Here is a 25,144-nt window from a genome sequence, read left to right as displayed (position 1 = left end):
ACTAATATTTTTTACCAAATAAATATTCAAATCTCTTTTTTGTAACCTCAAACTGGATGTTTAAATTTCTAATGGTCAGCGAAATTTCCATGTCTTTCTGAACAAAGGCTTCTGGCTGAAAATCGGCAAAAGTCAAACTGTTTTTATCCAATGGACTAATATCAATCAGTCCTTCTTGTTCTCTTTCGAGTCTTTTGATTTTTAATTCGATATCTTCGACTCTTCTTCTGTATATTAATTCTGAGTCCTCACCAATTACTTTGGCTCTGTCTTCTCTTATCTGATCATTGTTTCTTTTTAAAGACTCAATAAATCTTAGTTTTAAATCGTCGCTCATAATATTTTGGTTGTTTTTGTTTCAAGTTTAAAGTTTCAGGCTGTATGCTGGGCCTGAAATTTGGTTTTAAACTTGAAAAAGTTAATAGTATTTTTTTGTTTCATGTTTCACACTCGCAACAACAACTTGAAACGTGAAACTTCTTATCTCAATGAAACTTCTCTTTCAATTTAAGATCTAAACTGATTAGAAAATCTCTTCCGTATGTGCCGTTTTCTAATTCGTCATATAAAAACTTTGGCAGTGTTTTTTCGCAATTCTCTTTCTGACTCAAAATCGCCATACACAAAGCTGCAACGGTATCTGTATCTCCACCATAATCGATTCCTGTTTTTAAACAATCCTGCATAGAATCTGCTTCAGAAACCATTTTGATAACAGCTTGAGTGCTAAAATACCCGTGCATATCAATTGGTGATGTTACTTGGTATACTTCTTTTTCTTTTAAAGTATCATTTACAAAATCTATCAAAGAGCTTTTGTCTCCCAATTTATATTTGTAAAAATGAACCGCTAAAGCTATTCTTTTAGCACAGCTAATTCCTTCTGCAGTAAAATGAGATGTTTTTGCCTGAATTTCACAAAAATCCAATAACTGATTAACATCTTCTATAAGTCCGATGGAGTAAGCTCGCATGGCCGATCCATTTCCACTGCTTCTATTATCGATAATTTTTAGAAAATCAGTTCCATTTTTACTAGCCTCTAATGCATTATAAACCCTATCTGAATAACCTCTTCTTTTATCTCTATGAAAAACTTCAACAAACTTATCGGCAACTTTTACTTCATTCCAATTGTCATCTTCCAATAAAAGTTCTGTTATTGCAATGGCCATTTGTGTATCGTCAGTATATCTTTTGTAGATTTCTGTATACATGCCATGTTTATGATATTGCGTTAAATGATTGTTTTTAATGATATAATCTAACTCCTGAAATTCAAATCCTGCCCCGTAAGCGTCTCCTATTGCTGCTTCTAGTATCATTTTTTACGATTCAAAAGTTAAACTAATTGATCTAATCCAATCACTTGAACACTTTCGTCTTCAAAATCTTTAAAAGAATTGGTTGTAAAAATGCCATCAAAGCAGTTTAAAACTTCAAAACCTTTATTAAAAATTCCGTGGCTTACCGCTAAGTATAATTTTCCGGCATTTTTCTTTTTTAACTCTTCGGCTAATCCTACAAAAGTTCCTCCTCCGTCGCAGATATCATCTACAATTAAGCAATCCATTCCTTGCAAATCTTCGTTGTAAACTTTAAAACCAGATAATTTTCCCGTTTTTACATCGCGGCTTTTACTGCATTCTACAACCTCAACACCACCTAAAAACTCAGATACTTTGTAAATTTTTTTCAAAGCGCCACCGTCTGGAGAAATCAGTTTTACGTTTTCGCCAATTCTATTCAAAACTTCTTTGATAAAAGTGTAATTCGGAATTACGGTACTATTATTCAACAAAGCTGGAGTTACTTCTGAATGCGCATCAAAAACAAAAACTTTGTTCAATTGCATTACATTAATAATATCGGCGTATACTTTTACAGATAATGGTTCGCCAGGAATCATAACACGGTCTTGTCTCGCAGCTGGGAAATACGGAATAAAAAGATCAATGATTTTAACATCCATTCTTCTTAGCGCATCAACTGTAACGCATAACAAACCTAAATCGTTGAATGAATTCAATCGATGTGTAATGGTAACTTTTCTATTTGGATCAAAATCTGGAGCGATTTTGATGTGTGGTTCTCCTCCTGAGAAAGTAAAACTTTGAAATTTGATTTCTTCCTGATTTTGAAATGGAGCGAATTTTGGGTCGAGATTTAGTATCATAGTGTTGCGGTTTGCGTTAATTATACGCAAATGTAGAATTTAATTTTAAATAAACAATTTATTTTGTGTAAAAATTACGCAAACTTTACTTCGAAGTGAAAGCCTTTATCAATTAACTCATTGTATTTTAGCTTATTGAACTTAAATAATTTTGCTGGTCTTCCGCTTCTTATTGGAGAAAAATTATCGGTTTCTTCTAAAAAACCATAGCTCAGTATTTTTTTTCTGAAGTTTCGGCGATCTATTTCTTTTTCTAAAATCGTGCAATAAAGATTTTCGAGGTCTGAGAATAAGAATTCCTCGGGAAGTAAATCGAAACCAATTGGTTCGTAAGTCAGTTTGGCTTTTAATCTTTCTATTCCTTTCTTTAAAATGATATTATGATCGAAAGCCAAAGACGGAATTTCATCAATTTTAAACCATTGCACTCTTTCTGCATCTGTATCTGCTTTAATTTCTAAGTTGGAAGCATCAACCAAAGCGTAATAAGCAACCGAAATAACACGATTTCTGGAATCTCTGTAAATATCATCTCCAAAAGTGTACAATTGTTCCATAAAAGTTAATTGTACATTGGTTTCTTCATGCAATTCGCGAATAACAGCATCACTTAAAGATTCGTCGTTCTGCACTAAACCACCCGGTAATGCCCAATATTTCTCTGCAGAACCAAACTTTTGTTCAATTAATAAAACATACAAGCCATTGTTTTTATAACCAAAAACAATCGCATCAACCGCAATTCTAATATTTTGTAACTTTTCCATATTCCTAAATCATATCAAACAAATATAACGAATGAGGATCAACTTTGTAATCTATGCTTCCGCAATAAATTACAAAGTTGATCCTCATTACTATTTTTACAAGCAGTATTTTAGTTCACTGTCACACTTTTCTTTGGGCTAACAGTACAACTTCCACCGTCTTTTTTTAGCGTTACATCTGCTTTAACTTCAAAAGTTCCTGCAGCACTATAAGTATGCGATACAGCTCCGGTCGAACTATTTATGGTTTCTGTTTTTCCATCACCAAAAGTCCATTTTACAGAAGTTACCGTATTACTTCCACTGTATTGTATGGAATAGTTAATTATTTTAGGATTAGTTCCATCTGCTGAATGTTTTAATTCCGTTAATATTGAGTCTCCAAAACAATCTACAATTGCTTCATCATCACTTTTACTGCAAGAATTGATTACAAAAAATACTGCAATAAACATTAAAGCTACTTTTACCTTTTTCATAATTGGAAATTTTTATTGGTTTCTTACTCAAATTTATTCTTTTAAAAGATACACTCAAAAGAAAAGAAAGAATTTTTAACTAATAAAAAAAACATAACTAACTGAATAAGTTAATCATAACCTATTCCCAAAAAACAATTTCAGTTCCTTTTCAATGATATCAAAAAACGACTTTACATTATTATTTTTTGGCACTAATAAATACACAAATTCTTCTGGAACATGAAAGCTATTCCAAACTAACTGCAATTTATTCTCCTTAATATAATTTCTGGCATTACAATTCCAGGTCACCGCAACACCATCATTCTTCGAAAGCAGTCTCAGCATTTCAGATTCTGAAGGAATAATATAGTTTGGAACCATCGAAGGCCTTTTTTTATTGAAAGCATGAAGCCAGAATACTTTTATGTGCGGAATTCGCGCATCATGACTGTACCATTTTTGTCCGTTAAGCCATTGCTCTATTTCGGTAAAATTATCAGCTTTTAATTTCTGGCGGAAATCGGTTATATCCAAACTAGTTGGAGCAACCAAAATCAGTTTAATTTTTCCAACTATTTCATAAGTAGTATCAAAAGTATCGAACCTTTTGGTTGTAATGGCAAAATCCAGTTTTTTTGAATCTACCAATGCAAAAAGTTCGTCATTTTCTGCAAAAGTAAAATCTATTAAGTCAAACTTTGAAATTAAGAGATTTCCAACGCAGTCAAAAAGATGTTTAGAGATTCCAACAGAAATTAATCGATTAGCGTCTTCTGCTTTTGCACGAAAACCTGTTTCGACACTTTCAAGACGATCGAGCGCATCTATTATCAAATTATTCAGTAACTTAGCGTATTCGGTTGGCTCTACTCCTTTTGATTTCCGATTAAATAATTTATTTCCAACGTGAGCCTCAAGCATAGAAATTTGCTGACTAACCGCAGGCTGGCTCATAAATAACTCTTTTGCGGCTACCGAAAAATTACCATTTTTATATACAGCCTTAAAAGTTCTGTACCATTCTAGATTTACCATGACATAAATTTACTTATAACAAACATAGTTTATTTTATTTTTACTGATATCACTTAAGACGTAAATTTGTTAAAAATTTAAAATTATGAAAAAAATCGCATTACTCGCAATAATTGCATTTACCGCTGTAAGCACATCTGCTGTAGCTCAAAAATCAAATAAAAAAGGTATGAAAAAAGTATTATTTGTTGTAACCAGCAACGATAAGCTGGGCAACACTGGAGAAAAAACAGGATTTTGGTCTGAAGAATTTGCAGCACCTTATTATGAACTGTTAGATCAGGGAGTCGAAATTACAATTGCTTCTCCGCTTGGAGGACAACCGCCAATTGATCCAAAAAGTGCCGATCCAGCTTCGGCAACTGAAGACACCAAACGCTTTGACGCTGATAAAGCTTTACAAGAAAAATTAAAAAATACTTTAAAACTTTCTACAGTTAACCAAAAAGATTACGACGCAGTATTTTATCCAGGAGGTCACGGACCGCTTTGGGATTTAGTAGAAGACAAAAATTCAATTGCTTTAATCGAAGCTTTTTATACGAATAAAAAACCAGTAGCATTTGTTTGTCACGCTCCTGCTGTTTTGAAAAACGTAAAAGTAAAAGGTGAATATTTAGTAAAAGGCAAAAAAATAACCGGATTTACTAATGAGGAAGAAGAAGCAGTTGGATTGACAAAAGTAGTTCCGTTTTTATTAGAAGATGCTTTGGCATCAAACGGAGGAATTTTTTCTAAAGGTCCAAACTGGCAACCATACGCAGTTGCAGACGGACTTTTAATTACAGGACAAAACCCAGCTTCATCTAAATTGGTAGCTGCAAAATTGTTACAAGAATTAAAATAAAGGGTCTAAGGGACTGAGGCTCTAAGATGCTAAGGTTTTCTTTTAGAAATCTAAAAACTCAATCTCTTATTCACTAAATGGGAAAATAAAAATTAATAAATCACAATGTTAAGTTTCTGAGAATTTATGTTCTAAAGCAAAAAACTCAGAAACTTAGCATCTTAGAAACTCTAAAAAAATGCTCAACTTTGAATTATACAATCCGACAAATTTAGTTTTCGGAAAAGGACAAATTGAAAAACTTTCGACTTTAGTTCCAAAAGGCGCAAAAGTGCTTTTGGCTTATGGCGGTGGAAGTATTTTTAAAAACGGAATTTATGATCAAGTAACCAACAACCTTAAAGGTTTTGAAATTGTAGAATTTGGTGGAATCGAACCCAATCCGAGATTTGAAACTTTGATGAAAGCGGTTGATGTCATCAAAGCAGAAAAAATCGATTTTATTTTGGCTGTTGGTGGCGGATCTGTAATTGATGGCGTGAAGTTTATTTCGGCAGCAGTAAACTTTGAAGGAAATCCGATTGACATTCTTCAAAAAAGAATTTTAATTAAAGAAAATGCAATGCCATTCGGAACGGTTTTAACTCTTCCGGCAACAGGAAGTGAAATGAATTCTGGATATGTGGTAACAATTGAAGCAACTCAAGAAAAATTATCTTCTGGCGGAAGTGCTTTATTTCCTCAATTTTCAATCTGTGATCCTACAGTGATTTCGTCTTTACCAAAAAGACAAATCGAAAATGGTGTTGTAGATGCATACACGCACGTTATGGAACAATATTTAACGTATCCTACGGATGCATTTCTTCAGGATAGAATTGCAGAAGGTGTTCTACAGACTTTAATTGAAGTTGGTCCTGGAATCGTAGCAAACCCAAATGATTATACTTTGGCTTCTAATTTTATGTGGAGCTGCACAATGGCTTTAAACGGATTAATTCAGAAAGGTGTTCCAAGCGATTGGGCAACGCACATGATTGGTCACGAATTGACAGCGCTTTATGAAATTGATCATGCTAGAACTTTGGCGATAATTGGCCCAAGTTTGTACCATGTAATGTTTGAAACTAAAAAAGCAAAACTAGCACAATACGGAAGAAGAATCTTCAACTTAACTGGTTCTGACGAAGAAGTTGCAAAAGAAGCCATTAACAAAACGGTTGAATTTTTCCATACAATGGGCATGGACACTAAACTTTCTCAATATACAGAAGACTATTCTAAAACTGCCGATTTTATCGTAAATCGCTTTGAGGAAAGAGGTTGGAAAGGTTTAGGAGAAAATCAATTAGTGACTTTAGATAAAGTAAAATCTATTGTTGAACTTTCTTATTAATGAAATTCCAATTTGAAAATTCCAAATTCCAAATCTTTTGAGATTACCCACTTGGAATTTGGAATTTTAGAATTGAGATTTAAATAAAAAAGGCGTTCTTAACAAGTTTAGGAACGCCTTTTCAAAATACTAAAACAAAACTAACTAACTCAATTTTTTTTAAATTCATTAAAATTCTAATTTATAAATTGTTATAACGTAAGTCAGATAGTTTTATTGTTTGAACATTAAAAATTTTTTTTTTGTTCTTAAACTTCTTGAAAGTCATTGCAATTAAAGCTTGTTTTCAAAATTTCTTAAAACAGATTTTGCTTTATTAGCACATTATTAAGTACTTTTGTTTTAAATTATTAAAATAATGAGCGAAAATTTAAAATTTGCAGTGATTGGTGGAGGAAGCTGGGCAACGGCAATTGCAAAAATGTTATGTGTAAATCTTTCTGAAATTTCGTGGTACATGCGCAATGATGCTGCTATTGAGCATATCGAGAAATTCAAGCACAATCCGAACTACTTAAGTTCTGTTGAATTTGATACCAAAAAACTCAAATTAACCAACAATATAAATGAAGCGATAGAATATGCAGATTACATTATTTTTGCAATTCCTTCTGCTTTCTTAGATGCCGAGTTAAAAAACATGACGGTTTCTTTATCAGATAAAATCATTTTTTCTGCTATTAAAGGAATTGTTCCAGAAACGAGTTTAATTGTCGGCGAACATTTCCACATTGAATACGACATTCCATATTATAATATTGGAGTAATTACAGGACCTTGCCACGCAGAAGAAGTAGCTTTAGAAAGGCTTTCGTACTTGACAATTGCTTGCGGCGATCCGGATAAAGCTAAAATTGTAGCCAAAACACTTTCTGGAAATTATATTAAAGCCAAAATTTCAGACGACATCATCGGAACTGAATATGCAGCAATGCTAAAAAACATTTACTCCATTGCTGCCGGAATTGCGCATGGTTTAGGTTATGGCGACAACTTCCAATCGGTTCTTATGAGTAATGCGATTCGCGAAATGAAGAAATTCATTAGAAAAGTACACCGAATGAAACGTAACATTAACGATTCGGCTTATCTAGGCGATTTGTTGGTTACAGGATATTCTGTTTTCTCTAGAAATAGAATGTTCGGAAATATGATCGGAAAAGGATATACCGTAAAAAGTGCTATGATGGAAATGAGCATGGTTGCCGAAGGTTATTACGCAACAAAAAGTGCCTATAAACTAAATCAAGGTTACGGTGCGAAAACGCCAATTATAGACGCTGTTTATGCTGTTCTATACGAAGGAAAAGACGCCAAAACGGTTTTCAAGAAGTTGACCGAGTCTTTGGATTAAAAATATACTTTTTAAAAAATCAGGTATCTGCGCAATACCTGATTTTTTTTTTAAAACTATTGCAATCTAACAATACAATCAACAGGATCTACTGCCATTGCAGCTTCAAAATTTTCAGTCCACGCTCTACTCCAAGTATAAACAATTGCTTCTAAAACAATATAATGATTCTTTCCGTCATGGAATACGCGATCATTAGCTGACATGAAAGCAATATTTGATGGGCGATAGCCATTTGGACTATCCTTACCCGCCAATAAAAGAATCATTGGATCCATATTATAAGGACAGCTATTATCTATGAGAAAATCCATTGATTCTTGCGTCATAAGACCATCACAAATTGTTTGTTCTCCATATACATGAAAAGTCGCACCTGGACCATCATTATCATCAAATAAAGCTTTACCTGTATTTAACGAATTATTTTCTCCTCCTTTTCTAATCAAAAAACCATTAGAATTAGTGTAAATACTTTTATCATTATTTTCGCCTTCATTGCTTAAACCATATTTTTCAGGATTGGCAAATATATCTTTAATTAAATCGAGATTTTCCTTATGAGAATAGAAATCTTTTTTTGATAAATCTTTATAATATAAAGTATCTTTTGTGGAAGGAATTAAAAGATAAACATCTCCTTTTCTTTCAATCTCTTTGTTAGCAATAATATTTTCTTCATAAGCACTTGTTGTGCTACATGACCAATTAAAAAACAAACTGCTGACTAATAACAATGTAATTCTTGTTTTCATAATTTAATTTATAGGATTATACATATTTATAAAACAAAAATATAACATTATTTTTAAACAGACTAAATAAGATTTGTTGAATATTTTCAAATTTACTAGGTATTTTAAACATCTACAATGCTGAAATGCCTCAGCCAAAACGAAAAGAAAATCAATTAAACGATACTTTGTTTCCCACAACATCAAAACTGATTAAAAAACTAGATCGTCATGCATCTGAATTAACCGCTTTAGGAAGATTTTATTATGAGTCTATCAACCGATCTTATAGAATCATACCCTCTGTTTTACCACAGTTAGTTTTTAGTCTCAGTTTTCAGTTTTGGTAATCATCTGATTGCAAACCGTGACTGAGACTGAAAACTAACTTCTACTCTCCAGTTCCAAAAGCCATTTCTTTCGCCATAATCCGCCTCCATATCCTGTCAATTCTCCATTTGAGCCTATAACACGATGACACGGAATAAGTATTGAAATTCTGTTTGCTCCATTTGCATTAGCTACAGCTCTAATTGCTTGTGGTTTATTAATGGCAATAGACTGCTCTTTATAAGTTCTCACAGCCCCATAAGGTATATTTTGTAGCGTTGTCCAAACTTTATTTTGAAAATCAGATCCTGGAGAGCAAATCGGAATTGTAAATTTCTTTCTTTTTCCTTCGAAATATTCTTTTAATTGCTCTTCTAAAATTTCAAAATGAATATTATCTCCCTGAATAATTGAAGCATTGAATATTTTTGCCAATGCCTTAAATTCTGTCTCCAGCATTTTTCTGTCTGTAAATTCGAGCAAACAAATTCCTTCTTTTACTGCACAGACATACATCGTTCCGAGCGGAGTTTCTATTCTTTTAAGATCAATTATATTTTGTGCTTTACTATTTTTAGGAGAAACGCCAAATATCGATTTAAAAGAATCATTAAAACCACTCAAAGATTCATAACCAATATCAAAAGCTGTTGAAGTAACACTTTCTCCTTCTTTTATCTTTTTGAAAGCGCTATTAATACGAAACATTCTTTGATAAGCCTGAAATGTAATCTTATGATTTTTTAAAAACCATCGTCGCATTTTACTCGGTTCAATTCCGCGTTGTATTAAATCTGCATCTTTGAATTTTAGAGCTGGATTTTCTGAAAGCTCTTTTAAAATCTCCTTTATAAAATCAGGCGTTTCATTATATTTTTCCAAAGGAAAACAAACTTTACATGGCCGATATCCTTTTAAAATAGCCTCCTTTGAACTGGTAAAAAATTCTACATTTTCTCTTTTTGGTTTTCTAGCTGTACAAGTTGGTCGGCAAAATATTCCAGTTGTTTTAACCGCAGTAAAAAACACTCCTTCAAAAGAAGTGTCTTTATTTACTGCTGCCTGATACATTATATCGTCTGTAAGTTCCATAACCGATTATTCAAAAATAGGAGAAAAGCTATTTCTTTCAAGTATCTGTAAAGTAACTTTTTCCAATTGTTTGTTTAGAAAAGCATTTGCAAAATTCCCCATACTAATGCGCTTTACTCCCAATTCTTTTAACTTTTCAAAATTAGAAAGATTAGGCATGCACATCACATTAAGAGGAAGTTTTATTATTGCAGCAATTTCTTTTATATCATTTTCATTTGTAATACACGGAAGAAAAACACCATCAATCCCAGCCTTTTCATATTGTTTTAATCTGTATTTAGATTCTTCCATTTTGTTCGGTAAATCTAGAAGAAATACATCAGAACGCACATTTATAAACATATCGATGTTTTTCTTTTTTAAGTTTTCTACGATTGCTTTCAATTTTGTTGCAAAAGATTCTGTTTCTGTTATTTCTCTTTTTGAGTTGATAACAACCGAATCTTCAATATTAATTCCGACTATTCCAATTTCATATAATCTTGAAATATTTGCAACTATTTCCTTAACAGTATCACCATAACCAGCTTCTAAATCAACACTTAAAGGAATTTTTACAGCCGATTTTATTCTTCGAATCATAAAAAAATAATCCTCAAAAGGCATATTTTCGCCATCTTCATAACCTAAATCAGAAGCAATTGCTGCGCTTGAAGTTCCAAGCGCTTTAAATCCTAATTTCTCATATTGCAACGCACTTTGAACATTCCAAACATTGCCAAGTAATAGCGGAGTTTCATTATAGTGCAGTTTTCTGAATTCTTCAAATCTTGTTGTCATATTTTACTCTTTTAGTTTTGACAAAAGTACTTTTAGGAGAAAACTTTCTGCAACCGAAAAATTGACATCTATTTTTTTTAATAAAAAATCACGACCATAAATGATCGTGATTTCATACTATTTTTAAGCAATCAGTCACCGTCATAGTTTTAAGTCTAGGTATTAAATAAAAAAAAGTCAGAATAAATTATTTATCTGACTTTTTTTCTATCGTAAAAGTGACCACTAAAAACTGACCACTGAATACTATTTGACCATAATCCCCTCAACAAACAAAATCGGCACTTCTTCCGTATTGTTTTCGTCAAGCGAATTGGCTTTAAAAATAAACTTCTTATCGTATAAAGTATTTCCGATGAAGAAAGTTACCATGAACTCATTATTAAGCGCTAAAAGGCTCTTTTCTACTAATTCTATCTTTACAACAGAAACCGAAGGAACCTCAACGAATGCATGACGCAAGATTGAAGTCTTTTTCATTTCGCCATCAATAGTTCCAAATGCTTTTGAAACTACCATAACGCTGTCTAAATTAAAATCACTGTCGTTAACCAAATAAGCGTACCACACTTTTTCCATAAAATCGTCGCTCCATTCCTGCACTGCAGCAAGAAATACATTTTCAACTTCTGGAATTATTATATCTTTTTTCATCTATTAAATTTTAAAAACCTTTGTCAAAGCCTGAAGCTTCAACAAAGGTTTGTTTACTGTAAAGGTAATTTATAACGTAAAGTCATAGCCCTGATGGAAGCGGCATCCTTTTGTTTTTTTCTTTAAAAAACAAAAGATACAGCGGACAGCAGGAAATAGCTCCTAAATATTTGATTTGAACTGCTCTAAGAAACGAACATCATTTTCATAGAACATACGGATATCTCCAATTTGGTATAAAAGCATTGCAATACGCTCTACTCCCATTCCGAAAGCAAATCCGTTGTATTCATCTGGGTTGATATCACAGTTTTTCAAAACGTTTGGATCTACCATTCCGCAACCTCCAATTTCTAACCAACCCGTTCCTTTTGTGATTCTGTAATCAGTTTCCGTTTTTAATCCCCAATAGATATCAATTTCAGCGCTTGGCTCTGTAAATGGAAAATAAGATGGACGAAGACGGATTTTAGATTTTCCGAACATTTCTTTTGTAAAATAAAGTAACGTCTGTTTCAAATCGGCAAAAGACACATCTTTGTCAATGTACAATCCTTCCACTTGATGGAAAATACAGTGCGAACGAGAAGAAATCGCTTCATTACGGAAAACACGTCCTGGAGAAATGGTACGAATTGGCGGTTTGTGATTTTCCATATAACGCACCTGAACCGATGATGTATGCGTACGCAACAACACATCAGGATTAGTTTGGATAAAAAACGTATCCTGCATATCACGCGCCGGATGGTATTCTGGCAAGTTCAATGCTGTAAAGTTATGCCAGTCGTCTTCAATTTCTGGTCCTTCAGAAACATTGAATCCGATATTAGCAAAAATATCTATAATCTGATTTTTAACGATAGAAATCGGGTGGCGAGAACCAATAATTACAGGTTCTGCCGCACGTGTTAAATCTCCGAAAATTCCTTTAGACTCTTCTTTGCTTTCAAGCTCTTCCTGAATAACTCTTACTTTTTCTTCAGCAACCGCTTTTAAAGTATTGATTACTTGTCCAAAATCTTTTTTCTGGTCGTTTGGTATATTTTTAAATTCAGTAAAAAGTTCTTTCAGCAAACCTTTACTTCCTAAATATTTAATACGGAATTGTTCTAACGATTCTTTATTTTTCTCATTAAAGGCTTTAGCTTCCTCTATATGTTGTTTTATCTTATCTATCATTTTCCTTCGATAATTGAGAGTACAAATTTAGTGTTTTTAGTTGAAAGTGTGCGGTCACCGTCGCAGTTTTAGGTTTTCTGTAAATTATTTTATCAGATTTAACTTTTCTTCAACTTGTTTAATCTTTACATGCCAATAATCTAAACCTTCCTGATTGGTTACTATTTCCTTTTTGTAATTAGAAGAAATACTGCTGAGTTTATGCCAGTTTTTATTTAAATCCCGTTCTCTTTCTTGTTTATTTGTTGGTTCGATTCTAGTGCGCCAAAAGCCCATATTTTCAAGATATCTTTTTTTTATGCCTTCAAAATACTCTACTAATTTTTCTTTTGAATTTGGAATATAGCCGGGCCCACTACAACCGCAGGAGTGAAACGTAATGCCTACAGAAAATAAACTTTTAATATGTTCCCACTTTTTGACATCGTCTTTTTTAGGCGATTCAAAATCTAGTCCCATATTAGCCATAAATTCACCGCATTGCGGACATTTGGCTTCAAAAACCGATGTTTCTCCTTTTTTTACATCAACCATCAATCTTCTTTTAAAGGTCTTTCGACAATTAAAACAAGCATAATGAGGCTTATAAGATGTCATTGCGTATCTGCACATTTTTTTAGTGGTCAGTGGTAAGGTTTTTAGTGGTCAATATTCCGTTTACAGCGCTGAACACTAAGCAACTGAATACTCAACACTTAAAAAAAATCTACTCAATAAGTTTTCTTTCTAAAAAATAACTCACAATCGCTTCTTTCATTAAAATCGATTGTTCTCCTGCTTTTAACGGCGGTAAATTTTCTTTTACTTTATAATGAGGCCAGCCTTCATCGTCAAAATATTCAAATTCATAAAATCCGTATGGTTCTAGTAATCGACAGATTGCAATGTGCATTAAATTCAGTTTTTCGTCTTTTTTGTATTCGCGGTGCACTTTTCCGTATTCTTGAACTCCGATTAAGTAAATTATGGCATCCAAATCTAAGTCTTCGCCTTGCGAAAACTGATTGGAAAGTATATCAACGAGCTTTTCCCATCGCTCTTTTAATTGTGTATCTCTAGACATTTAATTTATGATTTTAGATTGTAGATTTTAGATTGCTGATTTAAAAATCAATTCTGAAGGGGCAGAATGCAATCTGAACTCTAAATTTGATTTGCAAAGATACAGAGTTCAAACTCAATGTACCTAAAAAAAATAAATTCATCGAAAAACAGAACTGCAAAAACCTCTCAACCTTTGTCATTATGAACCTTTGAACCTAAAAAAAGATATATCTTTGCGCCTCATTAAACACCAAATCTAAACATGAGTTTTTTTGATATTATTGTAGCTGCACTTTTGGGTTACAGTTTGTATAAAGGCATTAAAAATGGTCTTTTTGTAGAAGTCGCTTCTTTTATTTCTTTGTTGTTAGGAATTTACCTTGCTATTAAATTTTCTTCATTAATGACAGGATGGATTTCAAAACATGTTTCGTGGAATCCAACTAATATTCAAATTACCGCTTTTATCCTGACGTTTATTCTAGTTGTAATTGGAGTTTATTTTTTAGCCAAAATTTTAACCGGAATTGCCGATTTCGCTATGTTAGGCTGGATGAATAAACTTGGAGGCGGATTTTTCAGGGTTTTAAAAACGATTCTAATATTGAGTATTTTCATTGCTTTATTTGAGAAAATCAATTTCAATAATACTTTCGCTAAAAAAGAAACTTTAGATAATTACATTTTTTATAATCCAGTAAAAAAAGTCGCTGCTTTTGTGTATCCGTCGATTGAAAAATGGTACGAGATTTTTAAAAAGGAACATTCTGAGAAACAAGAAGAAGAAAAAGAACAGACAGAAAAATAATAGTTCGATCATTTAGAATTAAACCCGACAGGTTTTTGAAACATGTCGGGTTTGTTATTAAAAAGCCTCAGCGAGGCGATATATTTATAGAAATTAAACCGTCCGAATGTAAAGAGCTCCAGCGGAGCGAAATATTTGAATTGTAAATATTTTATATGTCGCTCCGCTGGAGCTTTATATTGTAAATATCTATTTTATTCTATAAATATTACGCTTCTCCGAAGCTTATCTTCTTATAATATCAAACATTATTTTTAAAACTTGATTTCTATACTTTCTCCTTTTTTCAAAACAATCTCTTGTTTTTTATCACCAAAAATCAACGTTGTTTTTCCTCCATTTTTAGAAGAAACAATTACTTTTTCAGGTTTTTTATCACTCCAAGTCATTTCAATTTCAAATCCGCCTCTTGCGCAAATGCCGCTTACAGAACCTTCTGACCAAGCGTCTGGTAAAGCAGGCAATAATCTGATTTCGTTTTCGTCTGATTGCACTAACATTTCAGCAACGGCTGCAGCTCCTCCAAAATTACCATCAATTTGAAATGGCGGATGTGCGTCGAATAAATTCGGGTACGTTCCTCCACCTCTTCTTGGTTTTTCTGTTTTCTTTCCGTCAGGATCTACGTAGCGAAGTAATTCACGATACATTTTATAAGCGCGATTCCCGTCCCAAAGTCTCGCCCAAAGATTGATTCGCCAGCCTTTTGACCAGCCTGTGGTTTCGTCGCCTTTTATTTCTAATGTCTTTTTTGAAGCTTCCGCTAGATCTGGAGTTTTTAATGGAGTAATATGATCGCCAGGAAAAAGTCCGAATAAGTGCGATTGATGACGATGTTTTGGGTCATTATCTTCCCAATCAAAATACCATTCCTGCAGATTTCCTTTTTTACCAATTTGATACGGATGCAATTTTGACAACGCTGTTTCCAGTTTTTTTCTGAAATCAGCATCTGTATTCAGCACTTTTGAAGCTTTTATGGTTTTATCAAAACATTCGCGAATCATGGCTAAATCGGCAGTTCCTCCGTATAATGTTGCGCCCACAAAACCATCTGCCAATTTATATTGATTTTCTGGTGAAGTCGAAGGCGATGTAATTAAATTTCCGTTCTTATCGGTAACCATCCAACCTAAACAAAATTCGGCTGCGCCTTTCATCAAAGGATAACCTTCTTTTTTTAAATAAGCTACATCTTGGGTAAAAGTATAATGTTCCCAAATATGCGTACTCAACCACGCCTGCGCCATTGGCCAGCACGCCCACATCGGGTCTTCTTTTCCAAACTGTCCAACCGGATTGGTCATTGCCCAAATATCTGAATTATGAGCAGCAGCCCAACCTTTATCTACACCATAAAAAGTTTTGGCTGTAACTTTTCCTGTAACCGAAAGATTTTTAATGAAACTCAAAAGTGACGAATGCATTTCGGAAAGATTGGTGTTTTCTGCGAGCCAGTAATTTTCTTCCAGATTGATATTCATCGTATAATTACTGCTCCAAGGCGGACTTAAATGCGGATTCCAAAGTCCTTGTAAATTGGCTGGAACACCCAAAGTTCTTGATGAACTTATTAATAAATAACGTCCGAAATTGAAATAGAGAATTTCTAGATTTTTATCTTCTTTTCCGTCAGCATAACGCAATAAACGTTCGTCTGTCGGTAAATCTGGAGCGGTTGTTTTTCCTAAATCTAAATTGACCCGATTGAAGAATTTTTGATAATCGGCAATGTGAGATTCTTTTAGTTTATCGAATGGTTTTGCGTATGCATTGTTCAGATTTTGCAAGGCGATCGATACCTCGTCTAATCCTTCTGATGCCGGATTTTTGTCAAAACCGTTAAAGCTTGTTGCCACAGAAACGTAAATAACCGCTTCAGTTGCATCTGTTAGCGTTAACGATTCTCGAGAACTTGTAATTTTTCCGTCTGTTTTTTTGATTTGGACTAAACCTGTAAATCGTGTTCCTCTTTCTTTTAAGCTCAAATATTTTGGAGAAACATCATACCCTGCGTTTTCATGAATTGGCGCAGAACCTTTTAAAACCAAAATATTGTTTCGCACTTCGACATTTGATTTTAAAAGACTTTTTAGATTGATATCAAAGTTTAAAGCTCCTTTTTGATCGGCTGTCAGTTTGATAATCATAACTTTATCTGGAGCCGATACGAAATATTCTCGCGTATATTTGATACCCGCCATTTCGTAACTAACTTTAGAAATGGCATTTGAAAGATCCAGTTCTCGATGATAATTAACCGCTTTTCCTTTTTCAGAATTATTGATTTCTAATGTTCCTAAAGGCGCATACGATTCGGAGTTTTTTCCCTGAATTTTTTTATTGAGTTCTTCTGCCAGTTTGTAGTTTTCGTTTTGTAAAGCTTCACGAATTGCCGGAATATTTTTGTAAGCTTCCGGACTCATATTGGCATTTACAGGTTCGCCTGACCAAAGCGTAATGTCATTCAAATAAATTTTGTCTGAATTGGCTCCTCCAAAAACCGTTGCTCCCATTTTTCCGTTTCCTAAAACCAAGCTTTCTTCAAAGAATTCTGCAGGTTGTTTATACCACAAAACATTTTTGGATTGTGCCGAAATGTTTGCATAATAAGACGTGAAAAGTAAAATGAGAAATGTTTTTTTAATCATATTTGGTTATATTATCCTAACAGGTTTTAAAAACCTGTTAGGTATTTATTTTTTATCTAAACTAATAAAAAAATCTAGTGATACCTAACAGGTTTTTAAAACCTGTTAGGACATAAAAAACGTTATAAATCAGATGTTCCTACGGAACATTTTTTTGTTATATACATTTTATTCAACGGATTTCATCCGTTGCTACCGATGAAATGTTCCTAGCGGAACATATATCGTTGTGTGTTATCTAGCTCTTTACTAGGGGCTAATCACTAACGCCTAATAACTATTTGCTCACTTTATACTTCTCATTCGCCGTTAGCATTTCCCAATTATCGGTTCTAAATGGCGATGCAGGGAATTTTTCTTTATTGAAAAGATTAATTGCTGTATCATCATCTGCCCAGCCATAATGAACTGCTACGGGATTTTGAACTTTATCGCTTGAAACGATTATTTTGTTGTCTTTAATTATCGCTTTCGCGGAATGAAAAACCTTGTCTGAACCTGCAATTTCGAATCCTTTTAATTCATCGTTATTTGGCGTTGATAATCCGCTGCCGATGTTATCGAAAGTAAGAATAATTTCGTTTCCTTTTATTGTTTGAGATTTATAAGTTGGTCCTCTATGAACTTGTTTTTTGCCATAAAGATTATTCATTGCAATTGCCGCCAAACGTAAACCAATGTCCTGTTTGTTGGTTGGATGAATGTCTTTTGCATTTCCGATATCTGTTGTAACCACCATTCCGGTGTTTGGCAATTTTAAAGTTTCAGATTGTGCTTCGCGAAGTTCTGCCCAACGGCTCCCTTTTTGGCTGTTTCCTCCGAATTCATCGAAAGTTGATAATTGAACAAAATAAAAAGGAAAGTTACCTTGTTTGAATTTTGTTCTCCAATCATTGATCAATAACGGAAATGATTTTTTGTATTCTGCCGCTCTCCAAACATTCGCTTCTCCTTGATACCACAAAACACCTTGCATCGCATAAGGAACCAGCGGATTTACCATTGCATTGTACAATAACGATGGATAACTGTTTGGTGAAACTTCGATTCTCACTTTTATGACATTGAATTTCCAAAGTCCTTCTAATGGTACATTTGAATCTTTAAAATCGATTTTTAGATCTTGCGGATCGCCGTAGATTCCGCCACCGCCGCTGTAATCTGTAATTCTTACTGCGATTACGTTTGTTCCTTCTTTTAAGACATTTGCAGGAATTTTGTAAACTCGCAATTTATCCCAAAGATTATTGGTTCCTACTTCCACGCCATTTACATACGTTTTGTCTTCGTCATCTACTTTTGCTAAATGTAAAACGGCTTCTTTTTTGGCTTGTTCTGCTGTTAAAACAATGGTTTTTCGCATCCAGACAATTCCGTCTATATTGCCAATCTGCTGATTTTCCCAAAGTGATGGCACTTTTATTTCTTGCCAGTTTTTGTCTTGGAAGTTTGGGTTTTTAAATTGATCTTCGTTTTCCATCGAAACATCAAAACCCTGCACTTTTTTCAAGTTGTCTAAAACCGATTTTTTATACGTTTCAAAAATAGCATTGATATCTACAGTTGGGACATCGGAAATCATGGCTTTAAAATCTGGGCTGTTTTCAAAAGCTTCACGGCTTGTCCAAGTTTCAACATTGGTTCCGCCCCAAGAAGTGTTGATGATCCCGATTGGGATTTTTAATTCTGAATATAGTTTTCTAGCAAAATAATAACCGACTGCTGTAAAGTTGCCTACATTTTCTTTGTTGGCCACTTCCCATTTTCCTTGCTTTAAATCGTCTTTTGGAGTACCGCTTAAATCTTGCGCCACACCAAAATGACGAATCATTGGATAATCGGCACTGTTGATTTCTTTTTCCGCATTCATGGTTTTGAAAACCTGAAATTCCATATTCGATTGTCCGCTGCAAATCCAAACTTCTCCCACCAAAACATTTTTGATGGTGATTTTATTTTTTCCGATAATGATTAATTCGAAAGGTCCGCCTGCTTTTTCAGCATTTAAATTTACCGTCCATTTTCCGTTTTTATCAGCTTGCGTTTTCTTAATTTGTTTATTGAAATGAATTTCTACACTTTCATTCGCATCAGCAAAACCCCAAATCGGAATTTGTTTGTCTCTTTGAAGTACCATTCCGTCAGAGAATATTAAAGGCATTCTCACATTAGCATTGGATAAAACACTAATTAACAGAAAAATAAATATTATACTCTTTTTCATTTTTTTAATTTAAATATTTTTTGAATCCTATAAGTGATATAAGTAAATATAAATTATAAACTCAATCTAAACTTAAATTATCTTATATCACTTATATGGTTTTTAACCTCATTTTTACTTTAATCCGTCTATTAATGCGTTTAAAGCTTGTGTATCGAAGACCGTATTATTAGTTCTATTTATGATTCCGAAACCATTATTTCCGGTACTTCCTTCGTCCCAATAAAATGGTAATAATCCGTTTGCTTTTGCTGTTTTGACTACCGTTTTTAAATAATAAGCTCTCGAATTTAAATGTAAAGTTAAAGCGTCTCCTGTCAAAGTTGTTCTTCGGATTGCTCCAAATTCTCCCAATAAAACAGGAATTCCTTTGTCTACAAATTGGGTTTTCATCAATTTGAAATTCTTTTCTAAATCTGCTTCTTCTCCCCAACTTGCATTTCGTTCTGTATCGGTTGAGGAATGAAATCCTGCTCCCCAATAATAGAACATTTTACCCCAAGTTTCGTCTTTAGTTAAACCAGCAAAATTCCACGGAGCATAATAATGTACTTCGACCATCATTCTGCCTGTAACTTTATCTACTGGCAATGTAGTCATTAATTTATTTGTTTTTTCAATGTCTGTTGTTGGTCCCTGAACAACTAAAACACGAGTAGCGTTCTTTCCTCCCGTTGAACGAACGGCATCAATAAAAGTTTGATGATACGAATTTAAAACGGCCATTTGCGCCGCATCTTCAACAGCTGGTTCATTGGCGCTTGCAAAAAGTAAATGTTCGTCAAAACCTCGTAAATGTGTTGCAATTTGTTCCCAAAAAGCTTTTTGTTTGGCATTGTTTTCTACTTTTTTGGCTTCGGTAATATTGTTTTCCAGCCAGCCACCGTCCCAGTGAATGTTTACGACAACATACATATCGTTGTCTACACAATATTGCACTACTTCTTTCACTCGGTTTAACCAATCCACTTTGATTTTTGCTGTTGCATCATTTTCTAAATTCTGATTCCAAGAACACGGAATTCTGATCGCATTGAATCCGTTTGCTTTTACGGCATCAATTAAAGCTTTTGTTACTTTTGGATTTCCCCAAGCGGTTTCGCCTCCGGTTGCTTCCAAAGTATTTCCGATATTCCATCCTAATTTAATTTTAGCTGCCAATTCAACCGCAGAACTTCCCATTCCGGAAGCATCAGCTGCAATTGGATTGGTATTGTAACTTGGATATAAACTTCCTGCGGCCTGAGAAACTGAAATTGTTGCAGACGGCACTTCGGTGCTTGTCAAAGTAATAACAGCATTTCGCAAAGCTGTAGTCGTGTTTTCTAAAGCAGTAATTTTTACTACAGTACTTCCTGAAGTTCCTGTAGTCTGACTTACTTTTATCCAGCTTACAGGATTACTCAATGTCCAAGTAACTCCATTAGAATTAATCGTTACTTCAATTGAATTCTCTTTGCTTTCAAAATCGATTTTACTCGTACTCGCAGTAAGCGTTTTTATACTTACTGGAGCTTCTTCTTTATCTGAACTGCAAGCTAAAACTCCTAAGAAAGCAAAACATAGAATAAGAGACAAGAGGTAGTCTTTGATTGATTTTTTCATTTGGTTTAGTGTAAGTTAAGTGTAAGTTTTTAAAATCAACGCCAGCTTTTAATGGGCTGGCGTTGGTGGTTTGGTTATTTTATAGCAATAACAATTTATTTAACTGTTACTTGAATTTCCTTTTTAATGTCTCTAGAAGAAGTTCCTAACTTAATAGTATATTTTCCTGGCTCAACTGTCCATTTTTTAGCAGCAACATCGTAGTAAGCCAATTCTTTTACTGGTACTTTAATCGTTACTTTTTCTGAACTTCCCGCTTTTACAGCTGCTTTTTTGAAACCTTTTAATTCTTGCGCTGCACGAGTGATTTTAGAATCAGATTTTGAAGTATATAATTGTACTACTTCTTTTCCGTCTACTTTTCCAGTGTTTTTAACGTCAACTGTAACTTCGATTACGTCGTTTTGAGCATACGAATCTTTATTTGCTTTTGCATTATCAAGCGCGAATGTCGTGTATGATAATCCGTAACCGAAAGGATATAATGGCGCTACGTTTTTAGTGTCAAACCAACGGTATCCAATTAAAATTCCTTCAGCATAATTTACCGCTTTGTCTCCAGGGAAACTGTTTGTAGCGTGCGCAGGAGAATCTTTCAATTGTTTAGGCATTGTCCAAGGTAATTTTCCTGACGGATTTACTTTTCCTAAAATAACATCAGCCAAAGCGTTTCCACCTTCAGAACCGTTGAACCAGCTCCAAACTAAAGCAGAAGATTTCTGGCTTACTTCGTTAATATCAAAAGGAGCCCCAGCAATCATTACCACAATCGTTTTAGGGTTTGCAGCTGTTACTTTTCTAATTAATTCTTCTTGTCCGAAAGGCAAGTGCAAATCTCTACGGTCTGAAGCTTCTGTTTCGTAATCACGGTTTGAACCCGCAAAAATGATGGCTACATCTGAATTTTTAGCTGCTTCTACTGCTTCTTGAACTTTTGCAGGATCTAAAGCATCAATTGTAACTGGACCATTAGCCGTAATATTTCCTAAGTTCCCTTTGTTTTTCTCATCGTAACGCTCTAAATATCCTTCAGCATAATTGATTTTGATTGATGAAGGAAGTCTGTTTTTAAGACCTTCAAGAGGTGTAACTTCTCTTTTGGTTTTTACACCCGCTCCAAATCCGCCCAAAGCGTTTTTCTTTGTTGCGTTGTTTCCAATAACGGCAATAGATTTTACTCCGTCTAGTTTTAATGGCAATGCATTGTTTTCGTTTTTCAACAATACAATTGCTTCAGCTGCAATTTTGTAAGCATCTTGGTAATGCGCTTCGGTTGCGATGCTTCCTTTTGCACGTGTTCCTCCTCCCATTGCTTTTACCTGAAACAATGTTCTTAAAATGCGTTTTACGTGAAGATCGATTTCTTTTTCTGAAACTTCTCCCGATTTAACAGCAGCGATTAATTTATCTGCTAAGAAAAATTCATTAAAAGGTTTTGGTGTTCCCATTTCAATATCTAAACCATTTTTCAATGCTTTAGCAGTAGAATGCACCGCAGCCCAGTCAGAAACTACAATACCTTTAAATCCCCATTCATCACGAAGGATTTTATTCAGCATATAATCATTCTCACATAAATATTCGCCTCTGAATTTATTGTAAGCTCCCATTATACTGTATGCTTTTGCTTCTTTAACCGAAGCTTCAAAAGCGGGAAGATAAATTTCGCGAAGTGTACGCTCGTCAATTTGAACATCGACAAAATCACGATTGGTTTCCTGATTGTTTGCTGCGTAATGTTTTACACACGCCATTACGTCTTTTTCTTGTAAACCAACGATCAAAGGCACCGCGATTTTTTTGTTCAAAAATGGGTCTTCAGACATGTATTCGTATGTTCTTCCTCCTAGCGGTGTTCTCACCATATTGATCGCTGGCGAAAGCAACATGTCTTTGTCTCTTGCACGTAATTCTTCTCCTAAACTGGTTCCGAAAGTATGCGCCATTTCTGCGTTCCAAGTTGCTGCTAAAGCACCTCCTGCTGGATAATACGTTGCAAAATCGTTTGTCCATCCTGCTGGAGCCCAATTGTCACGTGAGATTTCTTCACGAACGCCCAACGGACCATCGGCCATTTTTAATTCTGGAATTCCTAAACGTTTTACGCCTGCGTTGGCAAACATACTGTTTCCGTGAAGCATTCCGATTTTTTCTTCTAATGTCATTTGCGAAATCAATTTGTCGATTTCAGCATCATGATCTGTGCTTATTTCTTTTCCAACGTATTCTTCGGTTTGTGCCGAATTTGAAGCTAAAGTTTGGGCATCATTTTTACATGAAGTAAAGAATGCAAAAACTAGAGCTGATGAAAGGAATATCATTTTGTTTTTCATAGATAGTTAGGTGTTTCTTGATTTAAAGATTTTTGATTCCTCACACATCATCTTTAAATACCGTTAATACTATTTTTATGTTTGTGGTTTTCTCTTTATTATTGTTTAATTAAATTCAGCATGACAACATCATTTTCGTTGATTTTGAATTCTCTGCTGAAAGTTCCTTTTCCGTCAATTGTAATTTTTTCTGTCGAAATTGGCGCTCCGTTATTTTTCTCTTTTATGAAATTTACCTGCTGACGTGTTAATTGACTCGGCTTATTCATTGCCAAATAATCTGCATAAGCGTCATTTACTTTATAGCCGACTTTATATATTTCTAAAAGATATTTTCCTTTTTGAATGCCATCAATCTCCACTTTTACTTTTCCTTTTTCTTTTGATGGAAGATCCTGAATGTAATAAGTTTGATTCCAAACCTTATCGCCGGGATGCGTATTCGTAAAATCCCATAACAAAACCTGTACATCGCCTTTTGCATTTTTAGAAGTCCAAGAAGCTCTATCTGAATTTTGAAGTTCTGTTTCTCCTAATTTATTCATTAAATAATAAGAGAAATAAGCTGGTTTTTTAATTCCTTGCGTATTCAATAATCCGAAACCGCCGTGGAAAGGTGTAAATCTTGGTCCTGGTTCTTCAAAAATATCGGTAAAAACCCAATATGACATCGAGTTTGCAGCACTGCCGACTTGCTTGAGTTTTTGCAGAATATAAGCTGCCGAATGATAACTGTCGTGAATCGGATCTGCCGGTGTGTAAGAGGAACTCCATTCTGTATAATGCAATTCTAAATTAGGTTTAGCCGAATTGGTGATCTGCTTACGCGAATTAATAACATCTCCATTTACACTGTTTACATCTGGACTCAAAACTGTTCCAGAAGTTCCGAATTCATCCAAATATCCTTGATTTACACCATAAGTATGTGTCGAAATAAAATCTAATGGCACATTATTTTTAGCGCAAAACTCAATTGTTTCTGGAACCCATCCTGCGCCTGCCGTTGCTGGTCCGCCAACTTTATATGCAGGATTTACAGCTTTTACACCGCGGGCTGCATAATCGTATAATTTAAAATATTCTTGCTGCGTTCCTGTCCAGAAACCTGGTGATAAGTTAGGCTCATTCCAAACTTCAAAGTACCAAGTTTTTACTTCTTCATCTCCGTAACGTTCTTTAAAATGTGCAGTTAGATTTTTAATCAAATCTTCCCATTTTTTATAATCTTTTGGAGGTGTTACGTTTCCTTTCCACCAAAAAATAGTCTCTTTTCCGCTTGCTAACGCATTAGGCATAAAACCTAATTCAACAAAAGGTTTCATTTTCAGACTTACAATGTAATCAAACAGAACGTCTACATATTGATAATTGTATTCTGGATTCCCTTTGTTGTCTTCACGGTAAACGGCCATATCATCTGACAATAAACCATGAAAACGGATGTATTTAAAATCGCATTCTTTTTTAACCAATGCCAATTGCTGCTGCCAGTCGGCTCTCAAACCTTCGTTTGCTCTTCCGGCACCAATGCATTCTTTAAACATGGTGTTTAATTTTCCAGCAGTTTTATTGAAATCTACTTTTATGGTTCGATTTTCAGCATTATTGTTTTGTCCAATGATTTGGATTGAATGAATTAAAACCAAGAGTATTAAAATTCTTTTCATCTGAAAAATGTTTTTTATCCTAACAGGTTTTCAAAACCTGTTAGGTATTTATTTT

The 25,144-nt window shown here is 34.2% G+C and carries 22 protein-coding genes; 4 read left to right on the top strand and 18 right to left on the bottom strand.

Features of this window, described 5'->3' with window-relative positions; genetic code table 11:
* Position 1: 1 nt before the first annotated feature.
* The 6 genes from NCC77_RS06545 to NCC77_RS06520 all read right to left on the bottom strand — a co-directional run bounded on the left by NCC77_RS06545 (position 2) and on the right by NCC77_RS06520 (position 4,442).
* Positions 2–337 carry a hypothetical protein gene (locus NCC77_RS06545; RefSeq protein ID WP_250834871.1) on the bottom strand — a complete coding sequence of 112 codons (336 nt, stop codon included), beginning with the start codon at positions 335–337 and terminating at the stop codon, positions 2–4.
* Between the two features lie 148 nt (positions 338–485).
* Positions 486–1,325: an ADP-ribosylglycohydrolase family protein gene (locus tag NCC77_RS06540; RefSeq protein ID WP_250834870.1), complete on the bottom strand. Its 840-nt coding sequence runs from the start codon at positions 1,323–1,325 to the stop codon at positions 486–488.
* A 17-nt stretch (positions 1,326–1,342) separates the two neighbouring features.
* Complete coding sequence (gene prs, locus NCC77_RS06535) at positions 1,343–2,176, bottom strand: ribose-phosphate diphosphokinase (protein WP_250834869.1); 834 nt, start codon at positions 2,174–2,176, stop codon at positions 1,343–1,345.
* A gap of 74 nt (positions 2,177–2,250) precedes the next feature.
* Entirely contained in the window at positions 2,251–2,943 is a 693-nt protein-coding gene (locus NCC77_RS06530) for an NUDIX hydrolase (RefSeq protein WP_250834868.1), read from the bottom strand.
* A 110-nt stretch (positions 2,944–3,053) separates the two neighbouring features.
* The gene (locus NCC77_RS06525) at positions 3,054–3,422 is read right to left on the bottom strand and encodes a PKD domain-containing protein (RefSeq protein ID WP_250834867.1); all 369 of its coding nucleotides are present in this window, start codon (positions 3,420–3,422) and stop codon (positions 3,054–3,056) included.
* 114 nt (positions 3,423–3,536) lie between these two features.
* Complete coding sequence (locus NCC77_RS06520; protein WP_250834866.1) at positions 3,537–4,442, bottom strand: LysR family transcriptional regulator; 906 nt, start codon at positions 4,440–4,442, stop codon at positions 3,537–3,539.
* 85 nt (positions 4,443–4,527) lie between these two features.
* Here NCC77_RS06520 and NCC77_RS06515 point away from each other — a divergent pair, with 85 nt between their 5' ends.
* From NCC77_RS06515 to NCC77_RS06505, 3 genes are all read left to right on the top strand, one after another.
* Complete coding sequence (locus NCC77_RS06515) at positions 4,528–5,289, top strand: type 1 glutamine amidotransferase domain-containing protein (RefSeq protein ID WP_250834865.1); 762 nt, start codon at positions 4,528–4,530, stop codon at positions 5,287–5,289.
* Positions 5,290–5,467: 178 nt separating this feature from the next.
* Complete coding sequence (locus NCC77_RS06510) at positions 5,468–6,625, top strand: iron-containing alcohol dehydrogenase (RefSeq protein ID WP_250834864.1); 1,158 nt, start codon at positions 5,468–5,470, stop codon at positions 6,623–6,625.
* Between the two features lie 358 nt (positions 6,626–6,983).
* Positions 6,984–7,979 carry an NAD(P)H-dependent glycerol-3-phosphate dehydrogenase gene (locus tag NCC77_RS06505; RefSeq protein WP_250834863.1) on the top strand — a complete coding sequence of 332 codons (996 nt, stop codon included), beginning with the start codon at positions 6,984–6,986 and terminating at the stop codon, positions 7,977–7,979.
* A gap of 56 nt (positions 7,980–8,035) precedes the next feature.
* Here NCC77_RS06505 and NCC77_RS06500 read toward each other — a convergent pair whose 3' ends face one another.
* The 7 genes from NCC77_RS06500 to NCC77_RS06465 form a co-directional block, all read right to left on the bottom strand.
* Positions 8,036–8,734 carry a hypothetical protein gene (locus tag NCC77_RS06500; RefSeq protein WP_250834862.1) on the bottom strand — a complete coding sequence of 233 codons (699 nt, stop codon included), beginning with the start codon at positions 8,732–8,734 and terminating at the stop codon, positions 8,036–8,038.
* Positions 8,735–9,097: 363 nt separating this feature from the next.
* Entirely contained in the window at positions 9,098–10,135 is a 1,038-nt protein-coding gene (locus NCC77_RS23015; protein WP_349306040.1) for a bifunctional transcriptional activator/DNA repair enzyme AdaA, read from the bottom strand.
* Between the two features lie 6 nt (positions 10,136–10,141).
* Positions 10,142–10,918 (bottom strand): isocitrate lyase/PEP mutase family protein, encoded by a 777-nt coding sequence (locus tag NCC77_RS06485; protein WP_250834861.1) that lies wholly within the window; start codon positions 10,916–10,918, stop codon positions 10,142–10,144.
* 246 nt (positions 10,919–11,164) lie between these two features.
* Entirely contained in the window at positions 11,165–11,572 is a 408-nt protein-coding gene (locus NCC77_RS06480) for a hypothetical protein (protein WP_111365565.1), read from the bottom strand.
* A gap of 162 nt (positions 11,573–11,734) precedes the next feature.
* Positions 11,735–12,754, bottom strand: a complete 1,020-nt coding sequence (locus NCC77_RS06475) for a phenylalanine--tRNA ligase subunit alpha (protein ID WP_248728619.1) — start codon at positions 12,752–12,754, stop codon at positions 11,735–11,737.
* Positions 12,755–12,838: 84 nt separating this feature from the next.
* On the bottom strand, positions 12,839–13,288 hold the full coding sequence (locus NCC77_RS06470; RefSeq protein ID WP_250834860.1) for a hypothetical protein: 450 nt from the start codon (positions 13,286–13,288) through the stop codon (positions 12,839–12,841).
* Between the two features lie 172 nt (positions 13,289–13,460).
* Positions 13,461–13,817 (bottom strand): hypothetical protein, encoded by a 357-nt coding sequence (locus NCC77_RS06465; protein WP_250834859.1) that lies wholly within the window; start codon positions 13,815–13,817, stop codon positions 13,461–13,463.
* 243 nt (positions 13,818–14,060) lie between these two features.
* On the opposite strand from NCC77_RS06465, the gene NCC77_RS06460 reads away from it, so the two are divergent.
* The gene (locus tag NCC77_RS06460; protein ID WP_250834858.1) at positions 14,061–14,606 is read left to right on the top strand and encodes a CvpA family protein; all 546 of its coding nucleotides are present in this window, start codon (positions 14,061–14,063) and stop codon (positions 14,604–14,606) included.
* 254 nt (positions 14,607–14,860) lie between these two features.
* On the opposite strand, the gene NCC77_RS06455 is transcribed toward NCC77_RS06460, so the two are convergent.
* The 5 genes from NCC77_RS06455 to NCC77_RS06435 all read right to left on the bottom strand — a co-directional run bounded on the left by NCC77_RS06455 (position 14,861) and on the right by NCC77_RS06435 (position 25,089).
* Positions 14,861–17,257, bottom strand: coding sequence for a glycoside hydrolase family 95 protein (locus tag NCC77_RS06455; RefSeq protein ID WP_250834857.1), 2,397 nt, complete (start codon positions 17,255–17,257; stop codon positions 14,861–14,863).
* Positions 17,258–17,534: 277 nt separating this feature from the next.
* On the bottom strand, positions 17,535–19,481 hold the full coding sequence (locus NCC77_RS06450; protein WP_250834856.1) for a sialate O-acetylesterase: 1,947 nt from the start codon (positions 19,479–19,481) through the stop codon (positions 17,535–17,537).
* 114 nt (positions 19,482–19,595) lie between these two features.
* Complete coding sequence (locus tag NCC77_RS06445) at positions 19,596–21,086, bottom strand: cellulase family glycosylhydrolase (RefSeq protein ID WP_250834855.1); 1,491 nt, start codon at positions 21,084–21,086, stop codon at positions 19,596–19,598.
* 95 nt (positions 21,087–21,181) lie between these two features.
* Positions 21,182–23,419: a glycoside hydrolase family 3 C-terminal domain-containing protein gene (locus NCC77_RS06440; protein WP_250834854.1), complete on the bottom strand. Its 2,238-nt coding sequence runs from the start codon at positions 23,417–23,419 to the stop codon at positions 21,182–21,184.
* Positions 23,420–23,517: 98 nt separating this feature from the next.
* Entirely contained in the window at positions 23,518–25,089 is a 1,572-nt protein-coding gene (locus NCC77_RS06435) for a GH39 family glycosyl hydrolase (protein WP_250834853.1), read from the bottom strand.
* Positions 25,090–25,144 lie beyond the last annotated feature (55 nt).

The organism is Flavobacterium tyrosinilyticum, assembly GCF_023656565.1.
GTDB lineage: Bacteria > Bacteroidota > Bacteroidia > Flavobacteriales > Flavobacteriaceae > Flavobacterium > Flavobacterium tyrosinilyticum.
The sequence above is the reverse complement of the archived record's forward strand: the minus strand, read 5'-3'. Positions and strand labels throughout refer to the sequence as shown.

What these genes read in the sequence shown, in the direction of transcription:
- NCC77_RS06545 (WP_250834871.1), bottom strand. Translation starts at nt 337, where the DNA reads ATGAGCGACGATTTAAAACTAAGATTTATTGAGTCTTTAAAAAGAAAC.
- NCC77_RS06540 (WP_250834870.1), bottom strand. Translation starts at nt 1,325, where the DNA reads ATGATACTAGAAGCAGCAATAGGAGACGCTTACGGGGCAGGATTTGAA.
- prs (WP_250834869.1), bottom strand. Translation starts at nt 2,176, where the DNA reads ATGATACTAAATCTCGACCCAAAATTCGCTCCATTTCAAAATCAGGAA.
- NCC77_RS06530 (WP_250834868.1), bottom strand. Translation starts at nt 2,943, where the DNA reads ATGGAAAAGTTACAAAATATTAGAATTGCGGTTGATGCGATTGTTTTT.
- NCC77_RS06525 (WP_250834867.1), bottom strand. Translation starts at nt 3,422, where the DNA reads ATGAAAAAGGTAAAAGTAGCTTTAATGTTTATTGCAGTATTTTTTGTA.
- NCC77_RS06520 (WP_250834866.1), bottom strand. Translation starts at nt 4,442, where the DNA reads ATGGTAAATCTAGAATGGTACAGAACTTTTAAGGCTGTATATAAAAAT.
- NCC77_RS06515 (WP_250834865.1), top strand. Translation starts at nt 4,528, where the DNA reads ATGAAAAAAATCGCATTACTCGCAATAATTGCATTTACCGCTGTAAGC.
- NCC77_RS06510 (WP_250834864.1), top strand. Translation starts at nt 5,468, where the DNA reads ATGCTCAACTTTGAATTATACAATCCGACAAATTTAGTTTTCGGAAAA.
- NCC77_RS06505 (WP_250834863.1), top strand. Translation starts at nt 6,984, where the DNA reads ATGAGCGAAAATTTAAAATTTGCAGTGATTGGTGGAGGAAGCTGGGCA.
- NCC77_RS06500 (WP_250834862.1), bottom strand. Translation starts at nt 8,734, where the DNA reads ATGAAAACAAGAATTACATTGTTATTAGTCAGCAGTTTGTTTTTTAAT.
- NCC77_RS23015 (WP_349306040.1), bottom strand. Translation starts at nt 10,135, where the DNA reads ATGGAACTTACAGACGATATAATGTATCAGGCAGCAGTAAATAAAGAC.
- NCC77_RS06485 (WP_250834861.1), bottom strand. Translation starts at nt 10,918, where the DNA reads ATGACAACAAGATTTGAAGAATTCAGAAAACTGCACTATAATGAAACT.
- NCC77_RS06480 (WP_111365565.1), bottom strand. Translation starts at nt 11,572, where the DNA reads ATGAAAAAAGATATAATAATTCCAGAAGTTGAAAATGTATTTCTTGCT.
- NCC77_RS06475 (WP_248728619.1), bottom strand. Translation starts at nt 12,754, where the DNA reads ATGATAGATAAGATAAAACAACATATAGAGGAAGCTAAAGCCTTTAAT.
- NCC77_RS06470 (WP_250834860.1), bottom strand. Translation starts at nt 13,288, where the DNA reads ATGGTTGATGTAAAAAAAGGAGAAACATCGGTTTTTGAAGCCAAATGT.
- NCC77_RS06465 (WP_250834859.1), bottom strand. Translation starts at nt 13,817, where the DNA reads ATGTCTAGAGATACACAATTAAAAGAGCGATGGGAAAAGCTCGTTGAT.
- NCC77_RS06460 (WP_250834858.1), top strand. Translation starts at nt 14,061, where the DNA reads ATGAGTTTTTTTGATATTATTGTAGCTGCACTTTTGGGTTACAGTTTG.
- NCC77_RS06455 (WP_250834857.1), bottom strand. Translation starts at nt 17,257, where the DNA reads ATGATTAAAAAAACATTTCTCATTTTACTTTTCACGTCTTATTATGCA.
- NCC77_RS06450 (WP_250834856.1), bottom strand. Translation starts at nt 19,481, where the DNA reads ATGAAAAAGAGTATAATATTTATTTTTCTGTTAATTAGTGTTTTATCC.
- NCC77_RS06445 (WP_250834855.1), bottom strand. Translation starts at nt 21,086, where the DNA reads ATGAAAAAATCAATCAAAGACTACCTCTTGTCTCTTATTCTATGTTTT.
- NCC77_RS06440 (WP_250834854.1), bottom strand. Translation starts at nt 23,419, where the DNA reads ATGAAAAACAAAATGATATTCCTTTCATCAGCTCTAGTTTTTGCATTC.
- NCC77_RS06435 (WP_250834853.1), bottom strand. Translation starts at nt 25,089, where the DNA reads ATGAAAAGAATTTTAATACTCTTGGTTTTAATTCATTCAATCCAAATC.